23 protein-coding genes are annotated in these 21,575 nt (G+C 43.4%); 9 read left to right on the top strand and 14 right to left on the bottom strand.

The features are described 5' to 3' along the window. Positions 1-93: 93 nt before the first annotated feature. From BO48_RS03540 to BO48_RS03530, 3 genes are all read right to left on the bottom strand, one after another. Positions 94-306 carry a hypothetical protein gene (locus BO48_RS03540; protein WP_092986582.1) on the bottom strand — a complete coding sequence of 71 codons (213 nt, stop codon included), beginning with the start codon at positions 304-306 and terminating at the stop codon, positions 94-96. Positions 307-392: 86 nt separating this feature from the next. Beyond that, entirely contained in the window at positions 393-1,352 is a 960-nt protein-coding gene (locus BO48_RS03535) for a TIGR03571 family LLM class oxidoreductase (RefSeq protein ID WP_496366062.1), read from the bottom strand. A gap of 33 nt (positions 1,353-1,385) precedes the next feature. Then, on the bottom strand, positions 1,386-2,006 hold the full coding sequence (locus BO48_RS03530; RefSeq protein WP_496366061.1) for a flavodoxin family protein: 621 nt from the start codon (positions 2,004-2,006) through the stop codon (positions 1,386-1,388). A gap of 238 nt (positions 2,007-2,244) precedes the next feature. Between BO48_RS03530 and BO48_RS03525 the strand changes: the two genes are divergently transcribed. Beyond that, positions 2,245-3,462 carry a thermonuclease family protein gene (locus tag BO48_RS03525; protein WP_496366060.1) on the top strand — a complete coding sequence of 406 codons (1,218 nt, stop codon included), beginning with the start codon at positions 2,245-2,247 and terminating at the stop codon, positions 3,460-3,462. A 46-nt stretch (positions 3,463-3,508) separates the two neighbouring features. On the opposite strand, the gene BO48_RS03520 is transcribed toward BO48_RS03525, so the two are convergent. The 4 genes from BO48_RS03520 to BO48_RS03505 are packed head-to-tail and all read right to left on the bottom strand — an operon-like array spanning position 3,509 to position 6,941. After that, a complete protein-coding gene (locus BO48_RS03520; protein WP_496366059.1) occupies positions 3,509-4,204 on the bottom strand; it encodes an ABC transporter permease in 696 nt (231 codons plus the stop codon). After that, a complete protein-coding gene (locus BO48_RS03515; protein ID WP_496366058.1) occupies positions 4,201-5,142 on the bottom strand; it encodes an osmoprotectant ABC transporter substrate-binding protein in 942 nt (313 codons plus the stop codon). Before BO48_RS03515 ends, BO48_RS03520 begins: the two co-directional genes overlap by 4 nt. A gap of 21 nt (positions 5,143-5,163) precedes the next feature. Then, the gene (locus BO48_RS03510) at positions 5,164-5,799 is read right to left on the bottom strand and encodes an ABC transporter permease (protein ID WP_496366057.1); all 636 of its coding nucleotides are present in this window, start codon (positions 5,797-5,799) and stop codon (positions 5,164-5,166) included. After that, complete coding sequence (locus BO48_RS03505) at positions 5,796-6,941, bottom strand: betaine/proline/choline family ABC transporter ATP-binding protein (RefSeq protein ID WP_496366056.1); 1,146 nt, start codon at positions 6,939-6,941, stop codon at positions 5,796-5,798. The genes BO48_RS03510 and BO48_RS03505 overlap by 4 nt, the downstream gene beginning before the upstream one ends. Before the next feature lie 168 nt (positions 6,942-7,109). Between BO48_RS03505 and BO48_RS03500 the strand changes: the two genes are divergently transcribed. Continuing rightward, entirely contained in the window at positions 7,110-8,216 is a 1,107-nt protein-coding gene (locus BO48_RS03500) for a D-TA family PLP-dependent enzyme (RefSeq protein WP_496366055.1), read from the top strand. 25 nt (positions 8,217-8,241) lie between these two features. Next, positions 8,242-8,718, top strand: a complete 477-nt coding sequence (locus BO48_RS03495) for a hypothetical protein (protein ID WP_496366054.1) — start codon at positions 8,242-8,244, stop codon at positions 8,716-8,718. A 75-nt stretch (positions 8,719-8,793) separates the two neighbouring features. Here the strand turns inward: BO48_RS03495 and BO48_RS03490 are convergent, their stop codons facing one another. The 3 genes from BO48_RS03490 to BO48_RS03480 all read right to left on the bottom strand — a co-directional run bounded on the left by BO48_RS03490 (position 8,794) and on the right by BO48_RS03480 (position 11,021). Continuing rightward, a complete protein-coding gene (locus BO48_RS03490; protein ID WP_496366053.1) occupies positions 8,794-9,057 on the bottom strand; it encodes a hypothetical protein in 264 nt (87 codons plus the stop codon). 126 nt (positions 9,058-9,183) lie between these two features. Further along, the gene (locus tag BO48_RS03485; RefSeq protein WP_496366052.1) at positions 9,184-9,888 is read right to left on the bottom strand and encodes a DUF5067 domain-containing protein; all 705 of its coding nucleotides are present in this window, start codon (positions 9,886-9,888) and stop codon (positions 9,184-9,186) included. A gap of 209 nt (positions 9,889-10,097) precedes the next feature. Continuing rightward, entirely contained in the window at positions 10,098-11,021 is a 924-nt protein-coding gene (locus tag BO48_RS03480; RefSeq protein ID WP_496366051.1) for a 1,4-dihydroxy-2-naphthoate polyprenyltransferase, read from the bottom strand. A 127-nt stretch (positions 11,022-11,148) separates the two neighbouring features. On the opposite strand from BO48_RS03480, the gene BO48_RS03475 reads away from it, so the two are divergent. From BO48_RS03475 to menE, 5 genes are read left to right on the top strand one after another with little or no spacing between them, the layout of a single operon-like run. Next, the gene (locus tag BO48_RS03475; protein ID WP_496366050.1) at positions 11,149-12,510 is read left to right on the top strand and encodes an isochorismate synthase; all 1,362 of its coding nucleotides are present in this window, start codon (positions 11,149-11,151) and stop codon (positions 12,508-12,510) included. Positions 12,511-12,548: 38 nt separating this feature from the next. Beyond that, positions 12,549-14,168 carry a 2-succinyl-5-enolpyruvyl-6-hydroxy-3-cyclohexene-1-carboxylic-acid synthase gene (gene menD / locus BO48_RS03470; protein ID WP_496366149.1) on the top strand — a complete coding sequence of 540 codons (1,620 nt, stop codon included), beginning with the start codon at positions 12,549-12,551 and terminating at the stop codon, positions 14,166-14,168. Position 14,169: 1 nt separating this feature from the next. Next, the gene (gene menH / locus BO48_RS03465; RefSeq protein ID WP_496366049.1) at positions 14,170-14,943 is read left to right on the top strand and encodes a 2-succinyl-6-hydroxy-2,4-cyclohexadiene-1-carboxylate synthase; all 774 of its coding nucleotides are present in this window, start codon (positions 14,170-14,172) and stop codon (positions 14,941-14,943) included. Positions 14,944-14,954: 11 nt separating this feature from the next. Continuing rightward, a complete protein-coding gene (gene menB, locus BO48_RS03460; protein ID WP_496366148.1) occupies positions 14,955-15,776 on the top strand; it encodes a 1,4-dihydroxy-2-naphthoyl-CoA synthase in 822 nt (273 codons plus the stop codon). Positions 15,777-15,818: 42 nt separating this feature from the next. Next, a complete protein-coding gene (gene menE, locus BO48_RS03455) occupies positions 15,819-17,198 on the top strand; it encodes an o-succinylbenzoate--CoA ligase (RefSeq protein WP_496366048.1) in 1,380 nt (459 codons plus the stop codon). A 14-nt stretch (positions 17,199-17,212) separates the two neighbouring features. Here the strand turns inward: menE and yidD are convergent, their stop codons facing one another. Beyond that, positions 17,213-17,461, bottom strand: a complete 249-nt coding sequence (gene yidD / locus BO48_RS03450; RefSeq protein WP_496366047.1) for a membrane protein insertion efficiency factor YidD — start codon at positions 17,459-17,461, stop codon at positions 17,213-17,215. 78 nt (positions 17,462-17,539) lie between these two features. Here yidD and BO48_RS03445 point away from each other — a divergent pair, with 78 nt between their 5' ends. After that, on the top strand, positions 17,540-18,001 hold the full coding sequence (locus BO48_RS03445; RefSeq protein ID WP_496366046.1) for an NUDIX domain-containing protein: 462 nt from the start codon (positions 17,540-17,542) through the stop codon (positions 17,999-18,001). Positions 18,002-18,387: 386 nt separating this feature from the next. Here the strand turns inward: BO48_RS03445 and BO48_RS03440 are convergent, their stop codons facing one another. The 3 genes from BO48_RS03440 to BO48_RS03430 are packed head-to-tail and all read right to left on the bottom strand — an operon-like array spanning position 18,388 to position 21,206. Further along, on the bottom strand, positions 18,388-19,311 hold the full coding sequence (locus BO48_RS03440) for a glycine betaine ABC transporter substrate-binding protein (protein ID WP_496366045.1): 924 nt from the start codon (positions 19,309-19,311) through the stop codon (positions 18,388-18,390). 25 nt (positions 19,312-19,336) lie between these two features. Further along, the gene (locus BO48_RS03435; RefSeq protein WP_496366044.1) at positions 19,337-20,176 is read right to left on the bottom strand and encodes an ABC transporter permease; all 840 of its coding nucleotides are present in this window, start codon (positions 20,174-20,176) and stop codon (positions 19,337-19,339) included. After that, the gene (locus BO48_RS03430) at positions 20,166-21,206 is read right to left on the bottom strand and encodes a quaternary amine ABC transporter ATP-binding protein (protein WP_496366043.1); all 1,041 of its coding nucleotides are present in this window, start codon (positions 21,204-21,206) and stop codon (positions 20,166-20,168) included. The genes BO48_RS03435 and BO48_RS03430 overlap by 11 nt, the downstream gene beginning before the upstream one ends. Between the last annotated feature and the right edge of the window lie 369 nt (positions 21,207-21,575).

Here is a 21,575-nt window from a genome sequence, read left to right as displayed (position 1 = left end):
AAGTAAAGTGATTTCAAAATAAAAAAGACCGTTATGAAGTGGGAACTTTCATAACAGTCTTTTTGTCATCATTATTTTATCGTTTATCCATCTTTATTGTTCTGAGCTGTCAGGTTCTTCACCGGATTCTTCAATCGTTTCCCCGGCACTGTCTGATGATTCTTCATCTTCGACACCGCTGGTTTCTTCTGTATCGCCGGCGCCTTCACCGCCAGTGTCTTCCGCACTGTCTTCGTCGCCTCCGCAGGCGCCTAAAACGAGTACTGAAGCGAGGCCGCCGGCCAGTAGATACTTTTTAAAGTTCATATTAACATCCTCCATTTAATAGATGTAGTGATACTATACCCGTTGTGATGAATGTTAAAAGCATGTTTTATTTTCAATTGACAATGTCAGAAGTGAATGGCAATTTCTTCTATAAACTGGTGCAGTACTTCTTTAGCGGGGCGGTCATTATTTGGATGAAGGTTGATGGAGATATGTGAAAGCCCCATCTCTTCTTGACCTTTGAAATGTTCGACGATACTTTTCGATCCGCCGCTCAAATGCATATTGCTTTTGATTTCAAGGGGTGCGTCCGGGTCTTCAAGCAGGTGCACAGCATTAGCATAGCCGAAAGGTTTCCAGTTACCGGTTGCATTCAGTTTATCTATTTCCCGGACGATTTTTCCGCTGTCTTTCGGATTCAGTCCGTGCCAGATCCATGCATCCGGATGATTGGATGTCCATTCCGGCATCTGTTCTGCACGTCCAATTGAAACAATCGGAATCTCACCATCAGGTTTAGGAAGGAAATCAATCTCTCCTGACAATGTGCCATAATGGTCTGAACTGCCTGTCGGATAACTTTCAGTATGCAATTTTCGAATCAGGTCAAAAGCTACTCTGTATCTTTCGCTGCGGTTATCATAATCTTCATTGAAAGCAGGATACTCCTTCTTACGGTCGCCTGAAGCAAGACCTAAAATGAATCGTCCGTTACTTAACTTATCCAGACTGGCAGCTTCCTTTGCGATATGAATCGGATGACGGAGCGTAGCGATATGGCCCCCCGAGCCGAGAGTGATATTTTCAGTTTTGGCAGCAAGATAACCAAGTGAAGTGGATGGGTCATAAATTTGAGCCGCATCGCCGAATTTAGGATCGAATGCGGGTACATCACGAATCCATAGTGCGGCGATATTACTGTTGTCCGCTATCTCGGCGAGCTCGCCAAAGCCTTCAAGATCGGGTATGCCGTCTGTATAGCCTTTAAAAGGGGCCATCAGACCCAAAGTCAGTTTGCCGGGTTTGAATACATTGCTGAAACCCGGATGGTCGGAAAATTTATTATGGTTATTTTTTTGTGTCAATATGATGCTCCTTCAGTCAGTTTATAATGAGTTTTATTCAAGAAGATTGCCTTCTGCAGGGATGGGGTTGTCTTTAAACATCCGTGCAAAGTGAATCAGATTATAACTCATCATCTGTATTTGATTTTTAGTAAATTCGTTCTCCTGGCCAGCATCTATATAAGACGGGCCGGGACCGGCTTCACCGACCCAATATGCATTTGTATTGGGCGGGATTGTAAAACCGAGGTTTGCCATCCGCGAGAGAATTGATCCACCTGCTTCCTTGGCGCCGTCTTCATTACCTGTCACTACTGTACCAAACACTTTGTTATAATATTTGGATTGTCCATTATCAGCGGTTTCTGAACTCTGCGCATAAATACGTTCCATCACGGTTGTTGCGAGACTGCTTTTATGACCGTTCCAAATCGGTGTACCGATCACAATGATGTCAGAGCCGTTTATTTTACGGAAGATTTCCGGCCATTCATCACCGCCGCCCATATCTGCACTCATTCCGGGAATGATATTATAGTCTGCAATTCTTAACAGTTCCGTTTCAACATCCTCATTTTCAAGAATATCCATCGATTTCTGCATCAGAGCTTCAGTATTGGATGTCTCTTCTCCAGTTTTAAGAGATGTATTTAAATAAAGAGCTTTAATACTCATAAAAAATAAACTCCTTTCGAAATATATACTTACTTGTCTTGTTCCCGAGAGTGGTGAGGGTAAACTAAATGAATGTAATTTACATATAAAAAGGCGGTGTACAGTAAAAATATTTACCAATATATTAATTATGCGCATAAAATGTGTGAATTTGTCATATATATTACATATTATTCATTAATATTCCTTTTGTTTGTCGTATACTAATATAAGTAACATATATTAGGAGTGGATTGAAGTGGGCTTTATTTTTATACCAATGATAATCGTCGGGCTGTTGTTCAGTTTTGGATTATACTTGAGTGCACTTTACAGCAGGAGTGTGGAGGGTAAGTTACAGAAAAAGTTATGGACAGGCACATTACTCAGTGTATCGGCCACATTATTTTTAATGCTCGTATATGGGGTTGTAAGCATTAGTGTCGGACTGTCAGATATTTTCCTCATTGTATTTTTATTATCCACCGGCGGGCTTGTCCTGTCTCTTTTATTCAATAAAATTTACAAAAATAAACATAACGAAAGAGGAAAGTTTAATCTTACCACCGGAATTACGATCGGTATGCTTATACTATCTTTTCTGTTTGTCGGACTTTCTACTGAGACAGAAGAAATTGAGAATGATATAAATACAGAAGTGGTTGAGGCAACCATTGATGAAGTCAATGAGGAAAAAGAATCTGAAGCGGTTTCTGAAACCGAGAAAGAGATAGAAGAAAAGGCAGCGGAAGAGGCTGAAGCTGAGAAGAAGGCCGAGGAAGAAAAAGCAGCAGAAGAGGCTGAAGCTGAGAAGAAAACTGTTAAAGACGGTTTGATTCCTGTCGATCTTTATCGTGTTGTTGATGGAGATACTGTCCATGTTGTTGATGAAAATGGTAATAATTTAAATTTAAGATTATTGTTGATAGATACGCCTGAAACGGTTCATCCAAATGAGCCGGTTCAGCCATATGGCAAGGAAGCCGCAGCACGACTGACGGAGCTCTTAAACAATGCAAACCAGTTATATATTGAATATGATGAGGGAGAAAAGCAAGATCATTATATGAGAGACCTTGTTTATCTGTATACAGATGATGTCAGTGTCCACGAAGTATTACTTGAAGAGGGACTGGCGAGGGTCGGTTTTATATATGAGCAGCAGCGCTACCTGGAAGAATTTAGGGCTGCCGAACAATATGCGAAAGATAATCAGCTTGGTATATGGTCAATCCCGGGATATGTCAATGAAGGTAGCGAAGGGTTCAATTATGAGGAAGAAGAGACCGCTTCACAACCTGCCGCGGACACTTCATCAAACAATGCGGGTTCGGGAACCGGCACCAGTGCGTCTGAATCGTATAACTTTGCGAACTGTATCGAATTGAAGGAAGTGTTTCCTGACGGGGTGCCGTCGGATCATCCGGCATATCAGCCAAAGATGGACAGAGATAAAGACAATCATGCTTGTGAATAGAAAAAGACTGCAGCATCCGTAATAATCGGATGCTGCAGTCTTTATTTTAGTTGATGGTCTGTACACGTGGATTGGTTTCACTTTTTGCTTTCTTTCTTCTCGTCGGGTCAAGTCTTCTCTCAAGCAGTCTGAGACCGATATCTACCAGAACCGCTATGATTGCGATCGGTACCGCACCGGCCAGTATGAAGACCGTACCTTCTGAAGCGTTGGTTCCGCGGATGATGATATCTGAAAGTGTCGTCGCGCCGATGAATGAACCAACGGCAACAACACCGATTGCAACAACGAGTGCGATTCTAAGGCCGCCGATAATGACGGATAGTGCCAGCGGCAGTTCTATCATCGTCAGCACCTGGTTGCGTGTCATCCCCATACTTTTACCTGCATCTTTGATGTTGGAGTCCACGTTTGAGATACCTGTATAAGTATTTTTAACGATTGGCAGAAGAGCATAGAAGAATACCGTCACGACGACTGTCGTATTGCCGAGACCCATGACGAGCATCATAATCGCCAGCATCGCAATGACCGGAATCGTCTGGATGATATTCGTCAGTGTGATGATCACCCCTGATAATTTGGAAAAACGTGCGATCAAAATCCCAATCGGGATACCGACTGCCGAAGCGAAAATTACACCGTAGATCGACATCAGCAGGTGATTGAAGAACAGTTCAAAAATGTAGCCGCCATTTACAATAAAGTAATTAAAAAAGTCTGTGATAACATTTCCAGTCATGACTGATCCCCGCTTTCTGTGTCTTCAAAGTAATTATTCTCTTCAAGAAATTCTTCAGCGACGACTGCGGGTTCCTTGCCCTGGCCATCTGCTTCATAGTTCAGCTGCTGCATCATATCGGTGGTGATGATACCATCCAGTTTTTCCATTGTGCCTTCAAGCTCCGGATACTCATTCATCAATTCTTCAGTCACAAGCGGTGCAGCATCATACGGCGGGAAGAACTGCATATCGTCTTCCAGAACTACCAGATCATATGCGGCAATCCGGCCGTCTGTAGTGTAGCCGAGTGCAACTTCGAGGCTGCCTGTGTCGAGCGCATCATAGACGAGACCGATCTGCATCGGGCTGATACTGCTGAATGAAAAACCGTAATGTTCTGTAAATCCTTCATAACCGTCACCCGGCCGCTGCAGCCATGTCGTATCCACACCGAAACGGAAGTCATCCTGATATTCCTCAAGGTCTGAAGTCGTTTCAAGGTCGTACTCTTCTGCTGTTTCCTTTGTCACCATGAATGCATACGAGTTATCAAAGCCGTATGAGTCAAAGTATATTTGATCGAATGTGTCATAGAAAATGTCTTTTGCAGTCTGCATTGCCACTTCGGGATCGGTAATCGGCTCCTGTTCAAGCGGCCCGGTCATTTCAGTACCGGAATATCTGACTGCTGACATATTGGCGTCCCCGTTCAATACTGCCTGGTGCTGCAGTGTTGAAGCACCGAGGTTATTAATGATGGTCGGATTCAAATAGCCATCAGAGTCGTGTTCGATCATTAGTCTCACGATGTGAGCCATAATCTGTGATTCACTTGTATCGAGTGATGTGATTCTTATCGGATCATCTGAACCGCCGCCGAGACCCGGCAGACTGCATCCAGACAACAACAATAAAGAAGTCAGCATCACGATGAACATTTTTTTAAATTGTTTCATTGTAAGTTAAACTCCTTCCTTTTATCTGGATACTTTCAGTCCTTTTGGCACTGACCATTTTTCGACAAAAGATAAAATCAGATCAGTGACAAGAGCAATGGTCGTAACGAGTACTGCGGCAACGATGATCATCATCGGTTCATATAAATTCAGTCCCTGGAAAACAAAGTCTCCGAGTCCGCCAGCACCGATGTAGCTCGCCAGTGTCGCCCAGCTGATGACGTAAACGCTTGAAAGCCGTACGCCTGACATAATATAGGGCAGGGCGAGCGGGAAATCGACCGAACGCATCAGTTGCATATTGGTCATGCCCATACTTTTTGCAGCTTCCTTTACTTCCCCTGAAATGCTCTGCACCCCGATGATGGTGTTATTCAGCATCGGCAGAAGAATATACGCAGCAAGTGCGATGATCGCCGGTGTTTTTCCGACGCCGAATAATGGAATCATCAGTGCTAAAAGTGCCAGTGTCGGTATCGTCTGGAGTACGCCGGCCGTCGTCAAAATGGTGCCGGACAGCCTTTTATTTTTCGAAATGAATATGCCGAGCGGCACCGCGATCAATATGCCGATTGAAAGTGCGATGATTGAAATGAAGAAATGCTCCATTGTCTTTTCGAGCAGTTCTGCTCTGTTTTCTGATATGAAATCCATCATCGGCTATCAGCTCCAGCCGGCACTTCATCTTCTCCCCATATGGATTCATAAACGATATCGACTAAATTGGAACGGGTAATCAGACCTTTAAGTATATTGTTCTCATCAACCACAGGTATGTGACGCACGTTTCTTTTCAAGATGGTTCTGATCGAGTCCTGGAGTTTCGTATCCAGTGATACTTTGTAAACATCCCGTTCCATGATGTCGATCATTTCCGTGTTTTTGCGTACGCCTTCCTGAATATCTTCAATATCCAGATATCCGAGCAGTTTTTGCTCATTGTTTATGACGAAGATGGTATCAATACGATTTTCACGCATGATTTTAACAGCATTGTTCAATGTCTCGTCCACCTTGACCGTAATCGGCGTCTTCATCACTTCTTTAACCGTACGGATATTCGGACGGTCCTGAAGCAGTCTGTTTTCACCGATGAAATCCCTGACGAAATCATTGGCCGGTGCGCGTAAAATGTTATCCGGTGTATCAAACTGGAGCACTTTACCGCCGGACATGATACAGATTTTATCCGCAAGTTTAATCGCTTCGTCCATGTCGTGTGTAACGAAAATGAAAGTCTTGTTCAGCTTCTGCTGCAGTTCCTTAACAAGGTCCTGGAGCGTATCCCGCGTAATCGGGTCGAGCGCGCCGAACGGTTCATCCATCAGGATGATATTCTGTTCAGCGGCCAGGGCACGGACAACGCCGATACGCTGCTGCTGACCGCCTGACAGTTCCGATGGGTACCGGTCAAGATAAGATTCGGGCAGATCGACAAGTTCAAGCAGCTCACGAGCCTTCTGGTCTTTTTTCTCTTCCGACCATTTGAGAAGTTTCGGCACAAGGACGATATTTTCTTTTATGGTCATGTGCGGCAGGAGGCCGATCTGCTGAAGTACGTAGCCGATACTTCGGCGCAGTTCGACAGGGTTCATTTTGCTGACGTCTTTCCCATCGATGGTAATCGTACCCGACGTCGGTTCAATCATTCTGTTAAGCATTCTGAGCGCAGTCGTCTTACCGCTTCCGGAAGTTCCGATAAAGGCCACGAACTCACCATCCTGGATATCTATGGTGACATCATCCACAGCCTTTGTCGTCCCCTGGTAGATTTTGGTTAAACCTTTAATACTTAGCATAGAGTATCTCCTTTATCAGTTTTGTAATATTCCACTGACACTATTATATCAGACTTGATGGGCAATAAAACTTCAGTCTGAAACTGATGAACGGACAAAATATATTTTTCACACAGGAAATAATATAGTAGGATTAGAAATGAAAACACAGCACAGGGAGAGAATGTTATGAGTTATAAACAAATTGATACGCCGGCACTGTTAATTGACAACACGATTTTAAACCGTAATATCGATTCCATGCAACAATATGCAGGTGAGCATAAAGTGGCTTTACGCCCGCATACCAAAACACATAAAATGCCGGCGCTGGCGAAAAGGCAAAAAGAGGCGGGAGCCATCGGCATCACTGTCGCAAAGACAGGAGAAGCGGAAGTAATGGCTGAAGCCGGATTGGATGATATTTTCATCGCCAATCAGATCATCGGCAGACCCAAAGTGGAACGCATAAGAAAGTTATCGGAATCCATCAATATTTCATTTGGCGTGGACAGTGTTTACAGTGTCGAAGAAATAGATGAAGTATTTGAAGATTCGGAGAAAAAAGCTGAAGTGCTCATTGAAATCGAAGTCGGGGAGAAGCGCTCGGGTATTATAGAAGAACATGATTTCATCGAACTGCTCGATGCGATAAAAAACAGTATGAATGTGAGCTTTAAAGGGGTGTTCTCACATGACGGGCATACTTATAAGGCGGCAACGATTGATGAACTTAAAGAACTCTACAATGAAAGTTCAACACGGACGCTGCACTTCGCCGATATTGCGCAGAATCATGGGATGGCATGCGAAGTGGTGAGCATCGGTTCAACACCGCCATTTGTCTTAGGTTTCGATTTACCTGAAGGTATCACTGAAATACGTCCGGGAACTTATATACTGATGGACGGCTCACAGGCGAATGTTATTGGTACAAATGATACATGTGCTGCGACGGTGCTTACCACAGTCATCAGCAAGCCGACCAGTGAACGTGTGATTACAGATGTCGGCGCCAAAGGCATTACACAGCAGCACAGAAAATTCGGACTGACTGCGACTGAAGGGCTCGGTAAAATTACCGGTTTTGATGATGTGCATATCGACGGGGTATTCGACGAACATGCTATCATTTATAATAAGCGTTTCAGAGACCAGGTGAACATCGGTGATAAGGTTGAAATCATCATGAATCATATATGTCCTGTGTCCAATTTATATGAAAAAGCTTATCTGGTGGAAAATAAAGAAGTGCTTGAAGAGATTGAAGTGTCGGCAAGAGGGAAGTTACAATAGTCTGTTTAAAAGGAAGTCAGTGATTATGGATATATTAACAATCATTCTAATCATCATTGCATTAATAATCATCAGTATTGCCGTGCAGATGCTGAGAGTGAGTCAGAGACCGAAAGTAAAGCTTGAAGTGAAAAATGAAAATATAATCACAGATGACTTTGATGATGAAAAATTATACCACTTTTCCATTTTGAATGATTCGGATAAGTCGGTCGTCATCGAGTCCATACACTTATATTCAAGCGGCAGGGAGATTTTTGATAATGACCACCATCCTGGCTTCAAAGCGCCTGAACAATTGGACGGGGATGTAGTGGAGATTGATTCCAAACGGGTCCGTGATATCAGTGATCTGCTCAGTGCAAACTTTCTCGGCACGACCGTCGTGCAGCATGATGAAGAGATGACATACTCTTATTATTTAGACGCGGCGCCGGATGAGATCAAAGTTACGGTGAGAGAAAATGAGGCCATTGATATAATGTTGACTCCGAAGTTCTGATTGGGCCGGATGAACTTTATTTCAAGCATTAAAAAAGGGCAGGGACTTTTATCAAGTCACTGTCCTTTACTCTTTTTAAAGTCTGTTATATAAGCTGTTCAACAATTCTTCGCTGTATTCCAAATAACATTCAGATTCCATTTCATCTTTTCCATCTTTACTTAATTCCAATTTAATTATCTTTTCGTCATTATCAAAGAATGGTACTGACTGCTCAGCATATTCTTCTGTCAATTTATCATACAATTCCTGGGCTTGTCCGACATCTTGAAATGAGTGGTTTTTTACTACAACTTCTTCTTCAGATGCATCAATAGTTTTAAGATTAATATCCAGCATATTTACCCCTCCATTTAGGTCTACATTTATTATAACAAGAGACAGGGGAGTGAAAGCAAGCAGAATGGTAATGTAAAAAGGGCCCGGATGTTAAAACCCGGGCCCGGACATGTATCTGTAGTTAAATTATTTTTCAGAATCTTCTTCTTCTTCCTCTTCATCATCCGCTGCTTCGTCGCCGCCTTCGAGCTCGATTGTTTCATTCAGCTCTTCGTCGTTACGGCTTTGAAGTGCTGTTTCAAGTGAAGTATCCAACGGACCGTATGCGACTAGGGCAGTTGCGGATTCACCCGGTTCAACCAGTTCTATAGACTGTGCTGCCAGGTCGGCACTTTCGTGATCGTCAGGCAGATCCATAGTCAGGTTTTCCAGTGTGCTTTCTCCGGTTTCAGCCATTTGTCTGACTGCAAGGTCAAGTCCGAATGCTTCTTCAGGAGTTGTCGGAACGTCACCGTTGTTCGTGTACTCATATTCAATCAATACAAGTTCGGTCGGTTCCGCCTCTTCCTCTTCCTCCTCTTCCTCTTCTTCTTCTTCAGCTTCTTCCGGTTCTAAAGTGTACTGTTCGAATGAAGCGAATGTGAAGTCACCATATTCACCTGAATATGTAATTTCGCCATCGCTGCTTTCTCCATCAGCACTTCCATCATCAGTGCCATCTTCCTCTTCTTCCTCTTCATCATCTGCCGCATCATCAGTTGCCGCGTCATCAGTTTCTTCTGTGGCAGCATCATCAGTTTCTTCTTCTGTAGAAGTGTCATCCCCGTTACACGCTCCAAGAAGCAGAACTGTAGAAAGTCCACCTGCAAGTAAATATTTCTTTAAACTCATTTGTAGTTCCCCCTAATTATATAGATACATCACAATTATAATAATATTTTGACAAATAATCAATTTTTATTTCGGAATTTGAAGTAAAAAGTATTAATATTCTACATTTTTTATTATATACACTAAAACATTCCTTTTACATATGATAAAGCCATATTATTTGTTACATTTATAAAAAAGACCCCTCTGTATAAGAGAGGAGCCGGTAATCATATGCCTGTCAGTCCATAGATAAGAAGTCCCATGGATAACAGCATGCCGAACATCGTATTCAATTTGCCCATGGAAGCCATGGCGGGAATCAGGTCAATCGGTGTGTCGCCTTTTTTCCATTTTACGACTGTCTTATAAGCGACCGGTGCAGATAACAGCGGCAGCAGTAAAAAGATCGAGCCGATCGATTCAAAAAATGTAATCCATATTAAAAATAAATAACAGAATGCGAGCAGTACCGCTGAGGTCATGACGGCCACAGGTTTTCCGACCATGATCACAAAAGTTTTCCGGCCGCTTTCTTTATCTTTTTTCCGGTCACGGATGTTGTTTGCCATATTGAGCAGTCCGATCGTGATCGCAACAGGTACAGACATCAGAAGCGGAAAGTAGTGCAGTGTACCGGTATGGATGAAAAATGTGATCATGACGATGACGGTGCCCATGAATAATCCTGCAAATATTTCGCCGAACGGCGTCCACGATATGGGAAATGGCCCGCCGGTATATAAATAACCGACTGCCATTGATATAATCCCTATGAGGAGTATCCATAATGATGAGTTGAAAGCGATGTACAATCCGATCAGTGCCGCAATGACATAAAATGTGACTGCGAAATTAAAGACGGACTGCGGTGACATGCCATTACGCACGATGGCCCCGGCGATGCCGACTGAATCATGGGTGTCGAGTCCTCTTTTATGATCAAAGTATTCATTGAACATATTTGTAGCAGATTGAATCAGTAATGTGGCAATCAGCATGGCAATGAACATATCCCACCGTATCGGGGCAAACAGCAGAACACTGAACGTTCCGACGAGTACGGGAACGAAACTTGCCGTCAATGTATGGGGTCTGGTCAAGCTGATATATTTTTTAAAGCCTGTATGAGTATCTGGACCTTGCACAATCATCTTCCTTTAACTTTATATTGACTCATTAATTTTATCATATTTGATGGGGGAATTGATAACTCAAGATACACAGTATCGCGAATAAATGATAAAATATGAGTATCTATGTAGAAAGAAGTGTAAATCAATGAGTTTGACAGAATATCAAAAAACAATCGATGAAGTGATCATCGATTCTGATAAAAAATACATAACACTACATATACCGATCAGTGAATATGATATCAGTCATGCAAAAATATTCACTTATTTTAAAGATTATCTGGGGCAGCGCTACTGGTTCCAGTCCAAAGATAATAAATTTGATAACGTCGGTATCGGATACAGGGCAAGCATCGCTCGTGACCGGTTTAAAGTGGAACTGTTGAGTGACGAAAAGAAAAACCTATATGACAACATCCAGACAGTGGCTTTGACAGCAGATCTGACTGCACGTCTGAGCCTGTTCGGCGGAGTGAAGTTTGACGATAAGGATACTACCGATGAATGGTCTGACTTTTCAATGGCGGAATTCCATCTGCCTGTATTTCAGTTTGACCTGGTCAGACAGGAATTGTTTTATACGATTCCTCAAAATTCACAGAAATTATCAGAAATGTTTCAAGAACTGCTTGAAACGCTCAGTGCATTGTCGGATACAGAACCGGATACCTACGAAGGTGCACAGGTCAATATCATCAAAGATATTTTTCCGGAAGAATGGAAAAAACTTGTAGACGAAGCAGTGGAAGTACTCGATGATGAGACATTCATGAAAGTGGTGCTGGCAAGACAGCGTCTGATCACATTCAAATCATCACTGGACCCTTTATATCTGCTCGAACGTCTGAAAGATGAGACAGGCACTTATACGATTTATTATGAAAAAGGCAGCAGTGCCTTTATTTCCAAATCGCCCGAGCGTCTGTTTGAAATCAGGGATGATTACCTGTGGACGAATGCGATTGCGGGCTCGGCGCCGCGTACACTGGATGAAGCGGAGAATATGTATCAGCAGGACTTTTTGTTGAATGATGAGAAAAACCGTTATGAACACGAGCTTGTCAGACAGTCGATAGTGGAAGACCTGAAGCCTTACAGCTCAGTCATCAAATATGATAACGTCCCTGAAATTCTACAGAACAAATATATTTATCATTTGCACACGCCGATTGAGATGAGACTGAATGATGATATAGAGATTTTCGAAATATTGAAGGCCATACATCCGACACCGGCGGTCGGCGGCCTGCCTAAGCAAATTGCGAAAAACTATATTAAAGAGCAAGAATACGGTACACGCGGCCTCTATGCTGCGCCGATCGGACTGATTCATGAAAATAATGACTCTGAATTTGTGGTGAGTCTGCGCTCGATGCTGTTGTCAAGGACAAGTGCGACGCTGTTTGCAGGATGCGGCATCGTCAAAGGCTCTTCATCCGATAAGGAATTTTTAGAGACGGATGTCAAATTTACGCCAATGATGAATGTTCTGGAGGTGGAATCGTGAATCACCAAGAAGCACTGACGATTCAAGTATTCACTCTGATGGACAGTCTGTATGAAAAGGGCATGGATGAAGTGGTCATTTCACCGGGGTCGCGGTCGACACCGCTTGCACTTGCGGCTGAAATCCATCCGCATATAAAAACATATGTTCATCCTGACGAGAGAAGTGCCGCCTTCTTCGGACTCGGCTTGAGCAAGAAGGATAAAAGACCGGTCGGGCTCATATGTACTTCCGGAACAGCGGCGGCGAACTACACACCTGCAGTGGCGGAAGCGGGACTCAGTCACATCCCTTTAATAATAATGACTTCCGACAGACCGGCGGAACTCAGAAACATCGGTGCGCCCCAGGCAATAGATCAGGGGAATATGTACCGGAACTACGTTTCTTACTATACGGAACTGCCGGTCGCTGAAGGGACCCAGGACTATACAGGTCTGATCGGTGCAAAAGTGAAGCAGGCCAGACAATATTTCACCGGCACAAGCCTCGGCCCGGTCCATTTCAATATACCGATCCGTGAACCGTTAATGCCGGACTTGTCACGTACGGATTTATTCACAAGAGAAAGAGTTGAAGTGAAAGAGGCGACCATCCATTATGATGTCCAGCCGCTTAACGGAAATATACTGATCATTTTAGGCGAGACGGATGCTTCACTCGATCACCTGGACGATCTATTCAGCCAGCCGAATGTCATCGTTATCGCTGATCCGCGCCAACATGTCCGTATTAACAGTGAAAATGTAATTACCGCACATGACCTGATCTTTTCATGTCTGACAGATGAGCAGCAGAATTTCATCAATAAAAACCTCGATTACATCATCCGGGTGGGCGAGCCGCTGACGTCCAAACTGACGAACCGGTTTTTAGGCAATTCACCGGCCAAACAAGTATTGCTCAGTGAATTTGAAGTGATCAAGACATTCCCTGTATCACCGGATGAAGCATATATCGGTGACATCGCTTTAACATTGAAAGATTTGGTCGGCAGCGGTGATGAAGACAATTTGAAAGACTGGTTCATCAAACTGGATAAAGAAGTCAGAAGTTATATAGATGAAAATATTGATGCCTACAACGACGAAGGGCGCTTCATGTATGAAGTGCTCAGACGCACCGGCGACGACATCATCTTTGCATCCAGCAGCATGCCGATCCGTGATGTCGAGCGCTATGACACACTGCCTGTGAAACGGGTGTATGCGAACCGCGGCGCCAATGGTATAGACGGCGTGGTTTCGACAGCAATTGCCATGGCTACAAAAGACAAAGTGACGCTCGTCATCGGGGATATTGCACTTTATCACGATATGAACGGACTGATCATGTCGAAGCTGAACGATATTGATATCAACGTTGTAGTCTTTAACAATGATGGCGGCGGAATTTTCAATTTTCTGCCGCAATATGAAAATAAAGATCACTTTGAACGATTGTTCGGCACACCGCTCGATCTGAATTTTGAATACAGCGCAAAGCTTTACGACTTCACCTATTCAAAAATAGAATCGATGGACGATCTGAATGATTTTGAAATGCCGGATTCAGGCAGACACATCATCGAAATCATCACAGACCGGACAGACAATCTGGATTCACATCAGAAATTGAAAGCGGAAGTTGCTCAGTTGGTGAAGCACTTTGACACTTGATATGAACTTTTATTTTGAAAATAAAGACCGTTCTGAAACTGTGCTTCTGCTGCATGGATTCATGTCCGACTCGGCAAGCATGAGAAGTATTGGTAACAGATTAAATGATTCATACAACATACTTTATGTGGACCTGCCGGGTTTCGGCGGGTCACGGAGCAGGAAGTATGACTACGGTATGGCAGATGTCTCGGAATGTATCAGCAGGATACTAAAACGGTTGAAGCTCGGGACGGTGCATGTGCTCGGTTACTCGATGGGCGGCAGAACTGCCCTGTCGTTCGGCATACTTTATCCAAAACAAGTCCTTTCATTGATACTTGAAAGTGCCTCACCCGGTATTTCAGGCAGTGATGAAAGAGCGGACCGTCTGGCCATTGATAAAAAGAGGGCCGGAAAAATTACGGCGGACTATCCGAAATTCCTTGAAGAATGGGAAAGTATGGGACTGTTTAAAAGCCAGCAGACCCTCTCTGCGGAGGCATTCACTGAGCAGAGGGAAATGCGGGAAGCACAGCAGCCGGAAGAAGTGGCTGACAGCCTGCTCAAGTATGGCACAGGTGTCCAACCATCGTACTGGTCCAGCCTGAAAAACCTTAAAATGCCGGTGCTTCTCATTGTCGGCAGGGACGATCAGAAGTTTGTCGAAATCAATAAAAAGATGGCCGGTGGAATCGAAAATGCGCAATTGAAAATAGTGGAAGATGCCGGGCATAATATTCATTTAGAGTCAGCAGAAAAGTTTGATATAATAATAACAGAGTTCTTAAAATAGGAGGCAGTCTAATTATGGCTAGAGAGTGGGAAACACTGAAGGAATATAAAGAAATCAAGTATGAATTTTACAATGGTATCGGTAAGATTACAATCAACCGTCCGGAAGTAAGAAACGCATTTACACCGCGTACAGTGGCAGAAATGATCGATGCATTTACGCGTGCCCGTGATAATCAGGATATCAACGTCATCGTATTGACGGGCGAGGGAGACCTTGCATTCTGTTCAGGCGGCGACCAGTCTGTACGCGGACATGGCGGTTATGTCGGAGAAGACGAGATTCCAAGATTGAACGTTCTGGATCTTCAGCGTCTGATCCGTGTCATTCCTAAACCGGTTGTTGCGATGGTCGCAGGCTACGCGATCGGCGGAGGACACGTACTGCATGTCGTGTGTGATTTGACTATCGCTGCTGATAATGCGAGATTTGGACAGACTGGACCTAAAGTCGGTTCATTCGATGCAGGATACGGTTCCGGCTACCTCGCACGCATCGTGGGCCACAAAAAAGCGCGTGAAATCTGGTACTTATGCCGTCAGTATGACGCAAAAGAAGCAGAAGAAATGGGTCTTGTAAATACAGTGGTACCACTGGAAAAGCTGGAAGACGAAACAGTTCAGTGGTGTGAGGAAATGATGGAACACTCACCGACAGCGCTCCGTTTCTTAAAAGCAGCGATGAACGCTGATACGGACGGACTTGCAGGTCTTCAGCAGATGGCAGGGGACGCAACACTCCTTTACTATACAACGGACGAAGCAAAAGAAGGCCGCGATGCATTCAAAGAGAAAAGAAAACCGGATTTCGATCAATTCCCGAAATTCCCATAATATCAAACCCATCTTCCGGATGGGTTTTTTGAGGTGTAGAACATGGAAAACTGGCTGAAGAAAGCTTATGAGGAAGTGCCTGAAAAGACAGCGGTAAAATACGGTGAGGAAATAATTACATATAAAACGCTGTATGAAGAGGCATATACTCTTGCCGGGAAAATAAAGACCCTGGGACTGAGGCGGGCCGGGGTCTTTATTTACAACTCGCCCGAATCATTGAAGCTGATTCATGCGCTCATGCAGGCGCAGGTGGAAATCGTCTTCATCAATACAAGGCTGACGCGTCGTGAAATCACCGTGCAGCTGGAAGATGTCGGGGTCTCAACGATCATTGCAACAAAACCATTGGACATCGAGGGCTTTCGAGTCATAGGATTTGATGCACTTGATCAGCTGGAACCTGTGGATTTTGAAACTGGTCCTGTCGAAGAGGATGATACTTTGTCCATCATGTTCACTTCAGGGACGACCGGCCGTGCAAAGGCCGTCAAACAAACATATTTGAACCATTACGCATCCGCTAAAGGCTGTGAAAGCAGATTTGGATATGATACGCACAGTGTGTGGCTGCAGATCAATCCGATATTTCATATTTCCGGCCTGTCAATTGTACTCAGAACAGTGATTGCACAATGTACGAATATACTGGTGGATAAATTCGATGAAGAAGAGATCTTTATTTTATTAAAAAAGAATGGTGTCACACATACGAGTCTGGTACCGATCATGCTCGAGAGGCTGCTCGCCGTCAGCAATGATTTCGGCAGTCATCTGAAAGGCATTCTACTCGGTGGTGCCGGTGTGACGAAAAAGGTATTGAAGGAAGCGCTGGATCACCGGCTGCCTGTATATAATTCATTCGGCATGACAGAAACGTGCTCACAGATTGTCTCCATTTCATATCTGGATAAAAAGATATTGGATGGCACGGTCGGTAAAGCATTGAAAAATGTGAATATAAAAGTCGATGGTGATGATGAACTGCTGGTTAAGGCGGATAATGTGACGCCGGGCTATTTAAATGCACCGATGGAGAAGTTGGATGGTTACTTTAAAACCGGCGACCTTGCACATATCGATGAAGAAGGATATTTATATATATTGGATCGTCGCAAAGACTTGATAATCAGCGGCGGTGAAAATATTTATCCGAAAGAGATTGAAGACAGGGTACACGAAGTCGCCGGTGTCGAGGGCTGTGTGGTGGTTAAAGTGAAAGATTCGAAGTGGGGTGAGGCGCCCGTGCTTCTTGTGCAGGGGGATGAAAATATTGAAGCAGAGATATTGAATCATCTGAACCGGACACTTGCACGGTATAAAATGCCGAAAGCCGTCCACTTTGTCGAAGATATCATAATGACCTCGACCGGGAAGGTGTCCAGGCAACAGAACTTTGAGTATTATATAAAAGAAAAATAGCCCAGCAATGTGAGCTATTGTTCTTTATTTTCATCCGTATAGTTTTTAGGGTTCAAAGGCACAGGATCATAGCCGCCCGGATGGAACGGATGACATTTAAGTATACGTTTTATCGCCATCCAGCCGCCTTTTAACCCGCCGTGTTCCTGGACTGCTTCGATGCCGTAATTGCTGCATGTCGGATTGAATCTGCATGAAGGCGGGAACATCGGAGAGATGACTTTTTGATAGAAGCGGAATAATAATATTAAGATCTTTTTCATAATTTCACCAAGTTTTAATTAATTTACACATATGATATCGGGTAAATTGAGATTAAGCAAACAAAGGATGTTGATGAAATGAAAGAGTTTACGGATTTCGAAGGCAGAAAAGTGACATTTGAAAAAGACCATATAGAAAATACAAAACATGTGCTGGCAATTCCAAAGTTTAATCATCAATACTTATTTACCCGTCATAAAATACGGGGGATCGAATTTCCCGGCGGTAAAGTGGAAGCTGATGAAACCTTGGAACAAGCGGTACAGAGAGAACTGTTTGAAGAGACAGGTGCTTCTGCCGAACGTCTGAAATTTGTCGGAACGTACACCGTCCATGCAGAAAAACCATTTAGCAAAGCGGTCTTTTATATAGATGTGAAAGATCTGTTCTTTAAATGTGAGTATCTCGAAACACACGGCCCTGAAGTGTTTGATGATGCTGAAAAAATACCCGAAGAAGACAGAAGTGTACTGCTTGATGATGAGTGTATCCACTATTTGTATGAGATGAGCAAGACAGATGAGTTTTTTAGTGGGTAGCAGAGTATGATTTCGATTTGGACTGGTTTAAATCAAGCTGCAAATTGAGAGGCCAGTCACAAAACGATTTCAGCATGACGAAACCCATCCCTAAATCGGATAAGGACCTGGAATCCGATTTGTTCCCTCTGAAATCGATGTTCAAATCGGAATAGGGTGTGGGGAACGATTTGAAGCTGCAGAATTGGAGATGCAAATCGAAAAGCCAATCAAAAAACGATTTGAGTGCTGTAAAACCGCCACACAAATCGAAATATACAATCAAAAAAGCACCTCTCATCATTTAATATGAGAGGTGCTTTTTTGTAAGCGATACACTGCAATAAAAGGCATAAAAAACCGGTAATAAAAGTCTGTTAAGACTAATATTACCGGTGATAACTGAATTATTCAGTCCACTCTGACACTACATCCTGGTTATCTTCAACCCAAGTTTCTGCTGCTTCCTGAGGTGAAGCACCTTGTTCGATTTCAAGCATTACTTCTTCCATTTGTTCTGTTTCCCAGAAGAAGTTATCAAGAACGCTGTAAGCATGTGGGCTGTCTGCCTCTAAATCCTGTCTGACGACAGTGTTGATTGTTTCAGCTTCACCGAAAGAACCTTCCGGATCTTCAAGGTATTTTAGGTCGAACTCCTGGAATTTCCAGTGGGGTGACCAACCTGTTACAACGATCTCTTCGCCATTCTCTACTGCAGAGCGGAGCTCTGTCGCCATAGCACCTGATGATGAAGTTTGAACTTCCCAATCGCTGAGGTTATCGTAATCTTCACCTACAGCACGTTCAGCTGCCTGAACCACACCAGCACCTGGCTCGATACCCGTAACTGTCTGGTTTGCTTCATCGCTTAAGTCAGCGATTGAATCAACAGGGAAATCTTCAGGGACGACCATACCGATTGCTGCACCTTCAAGGTTTGGACCAAGGTCTAAAATCTGATCTTCGTACTCTTCATAAAGATCACCATGTGTAAGCGGCAACCAGGCTGCCACCATGCCGTCTGCTTCGTCAGTCGCAACTGACTGCCACATTACAGCATTATCAAGCGGTGTAATTTCAACGTTATACCCTTCGTCTTCCAATACTTTCTGCATTACGTGAGTGGAAGCAATTTCTGTATCCCATTCAACGTAAGATAGAGTGATGTCTTCTTCACCTAAGTCACTGCTGCCTTCTGAACCATTTTCCTCTGTAGACTCAGCACTTTCATCAGTGCCTTCTTCACCACTGTCAGATTCGTCTGCGCCGCCGCAAGCAGCCAGCACAAGTGAAAGAACGGCCGTTAAAAATAATAGATGCCATTTCTTCATAAATAAACTCCTCCTATAAAATATATTATTTATTTGAATTGCTGGTCTGGGTAAATCTATCTATGATAATTGCCAAGATAACTATTCCCAGTCCGGCAACAAATCCCGGTCCTACTTGAGCTCTCTGTAGTGAACTCAATACTTCAGTGCCCAGTCCTGGCGCACCGATCATTGATGCAATGACAACCATGGAAAGTGCAAGCATGATCGTCTGGTTAATTCCTGCCATAATTGACGGCCTGGCAAGAGGAAGCTGTACTTTAAGTAATTTCTGCATCGGTGTTGTACCGAATGAATTACTGGCTTCAATCAATTCTTCCGAAATCTGTCTGATACCCAGATTTGTCAAACGGATGGTCGGCGGCGATGCGAAAATAACAGATGCGAATACACCCGGCACCATACCGATACCGAAAAATGCCACTGCCGGTATTAAGTATACGAAAGCAGGCATCGTCTGCATCAAGTCGAGTATGGGTTTCATAATCATCTCAAAAGTATTGCTCCTGGACATTAAAATTCCAAGCGGCACACCGATGATGATTGAAATCAACCCGGCAATGATGACGAGCGTCATCGTATCAATCAGATTTTCCCATAATCCCTGGTTATATATGAACAATAGTCCAATACCGATAAGAATAGGGGAGAGCACTCTTTTCTTCATGAAAATTGCTGACAGTGCCATGATGATGAGAATGAAAAGTACAGGCGGAATAAACTCCAGTCCACTGATTATCCAATTCATTAAAGTGCCCAGATAATTATTGATCGGGTCGAAGATGAAACTGAACGCACTTGTAACCCATCTGACAAAGTCTGAAGTCCATTCGGACAAAGGCAGGCGAGGTATGTTATCTAACATCTTCTTCCACCTCATTTCCAACAGCAAGAACTTCGAATACTTTATTAAACTCCACTATCCCGACAACTTCGTCATTTTCCTTCACTGTTAATTCTGTGATGCCGTTTTTAAATGATTCATATGACTTGTATAAAAGATCTTCAGAATCAATCGCAGGGTTGGCATCGGTGTTTTCCTGGGGATTTGCCGGCCGCATAATATGTTTCACTTTCAGTACTTTCGAGCGGTCGATATCTTTAACGAATGCTTTAACGTAGTCGTTTGCAGGATTTGTAACGATTTCTTCCGGCGTACCGACCTGTGCGATTTCTCCGTCTTTCATCAAAGCGATGCGGTCGCCGATACTCAGCGCCTCATCCAGGTCGTGAGTGATGAAGACAATCGTTTTCTGCATTTTCTGCTGCAGCTGAAGCAGTTCATCCTGCATCTCTTTTCTGATTAGAGGATCAAGTGCAGAGAAGGCTTCATCCATCAGCAGAATATCCGTATCATTGGCAAGCGCCCGGGCAAGGCCGACCCGCTGCTGCATACCGCCGGAAAGCTGGCTTGGCTTTTGATTTTTATAGCCATCCAGTCCGACCAGTTTCAGCGCATGCTCAGCTTTTTCCATTCTATTCTTCTTTGGAACGTTTCTGACTTCGAGACCGAAAGCGGTATTATCCAATACACTTTTGAAAGGGAAGAGGGCAAAACTTTGGAAAACCATGCTGAAGTTTTCTCTTCTGAATTCTCTTAATTCAGTCTTACTAAGCTTTGAAACGTTTTTCCCTTTAACCATCAAGTCACCGTCCGTTGGATTTATCAGGCGGTTGATTAAACGTATCAAGGTAGATTTCCCACTGCCTGAAAGTCCCATAACAACGAAAACTTCACTTTTTTCAATCGTCAGATTTGCTGACTTTACTGCGACAGTCGAGCCGGTTTCATTTAAGATTTCATCTTTAGATTTATTTTTATGTAACAGTTCTTCAACTTCTTTGGTGTAAGGCCCAAAGACCTTCGTAACATCCTTAATTTCAATAACACTCAAAATTACTCATTCCTTACTTGATGATTAGATTTATGTGCAATGAACATATATTGTGATTAATTCTTGACCTTATTTAACGTAACACAGTGAAATACATAAATCAAACGAGCTTAGTAAAAAATTGTTAGTTAACATTTATATATTATTATTTAAAAGTAACCGTGCAAATGTGGTTACTTATTATAAAAAATTTTCCATTTAATGCTGTTATGATTTCGCGCAGTATATTGACTTCTATAACCACAAACGATTACAACAATTAAACAGCCTGGCACCGGTATGATTTCGGGTACAGGCTGTTGCATAATTGTTTTATTATTTTAGTGTCTACTTGAAGGGCAGCGGTTCAGTTATGTTAGGAAAGTATGA

It is taken from the genome of Lacicoccus kunmingensis DSM 17847 (assembly GCF_059568765.1).
Note: the sequence above shows the minus strand (reverse complement) of the source record. Positions and strands in the feature narration are given on the sequence as shown.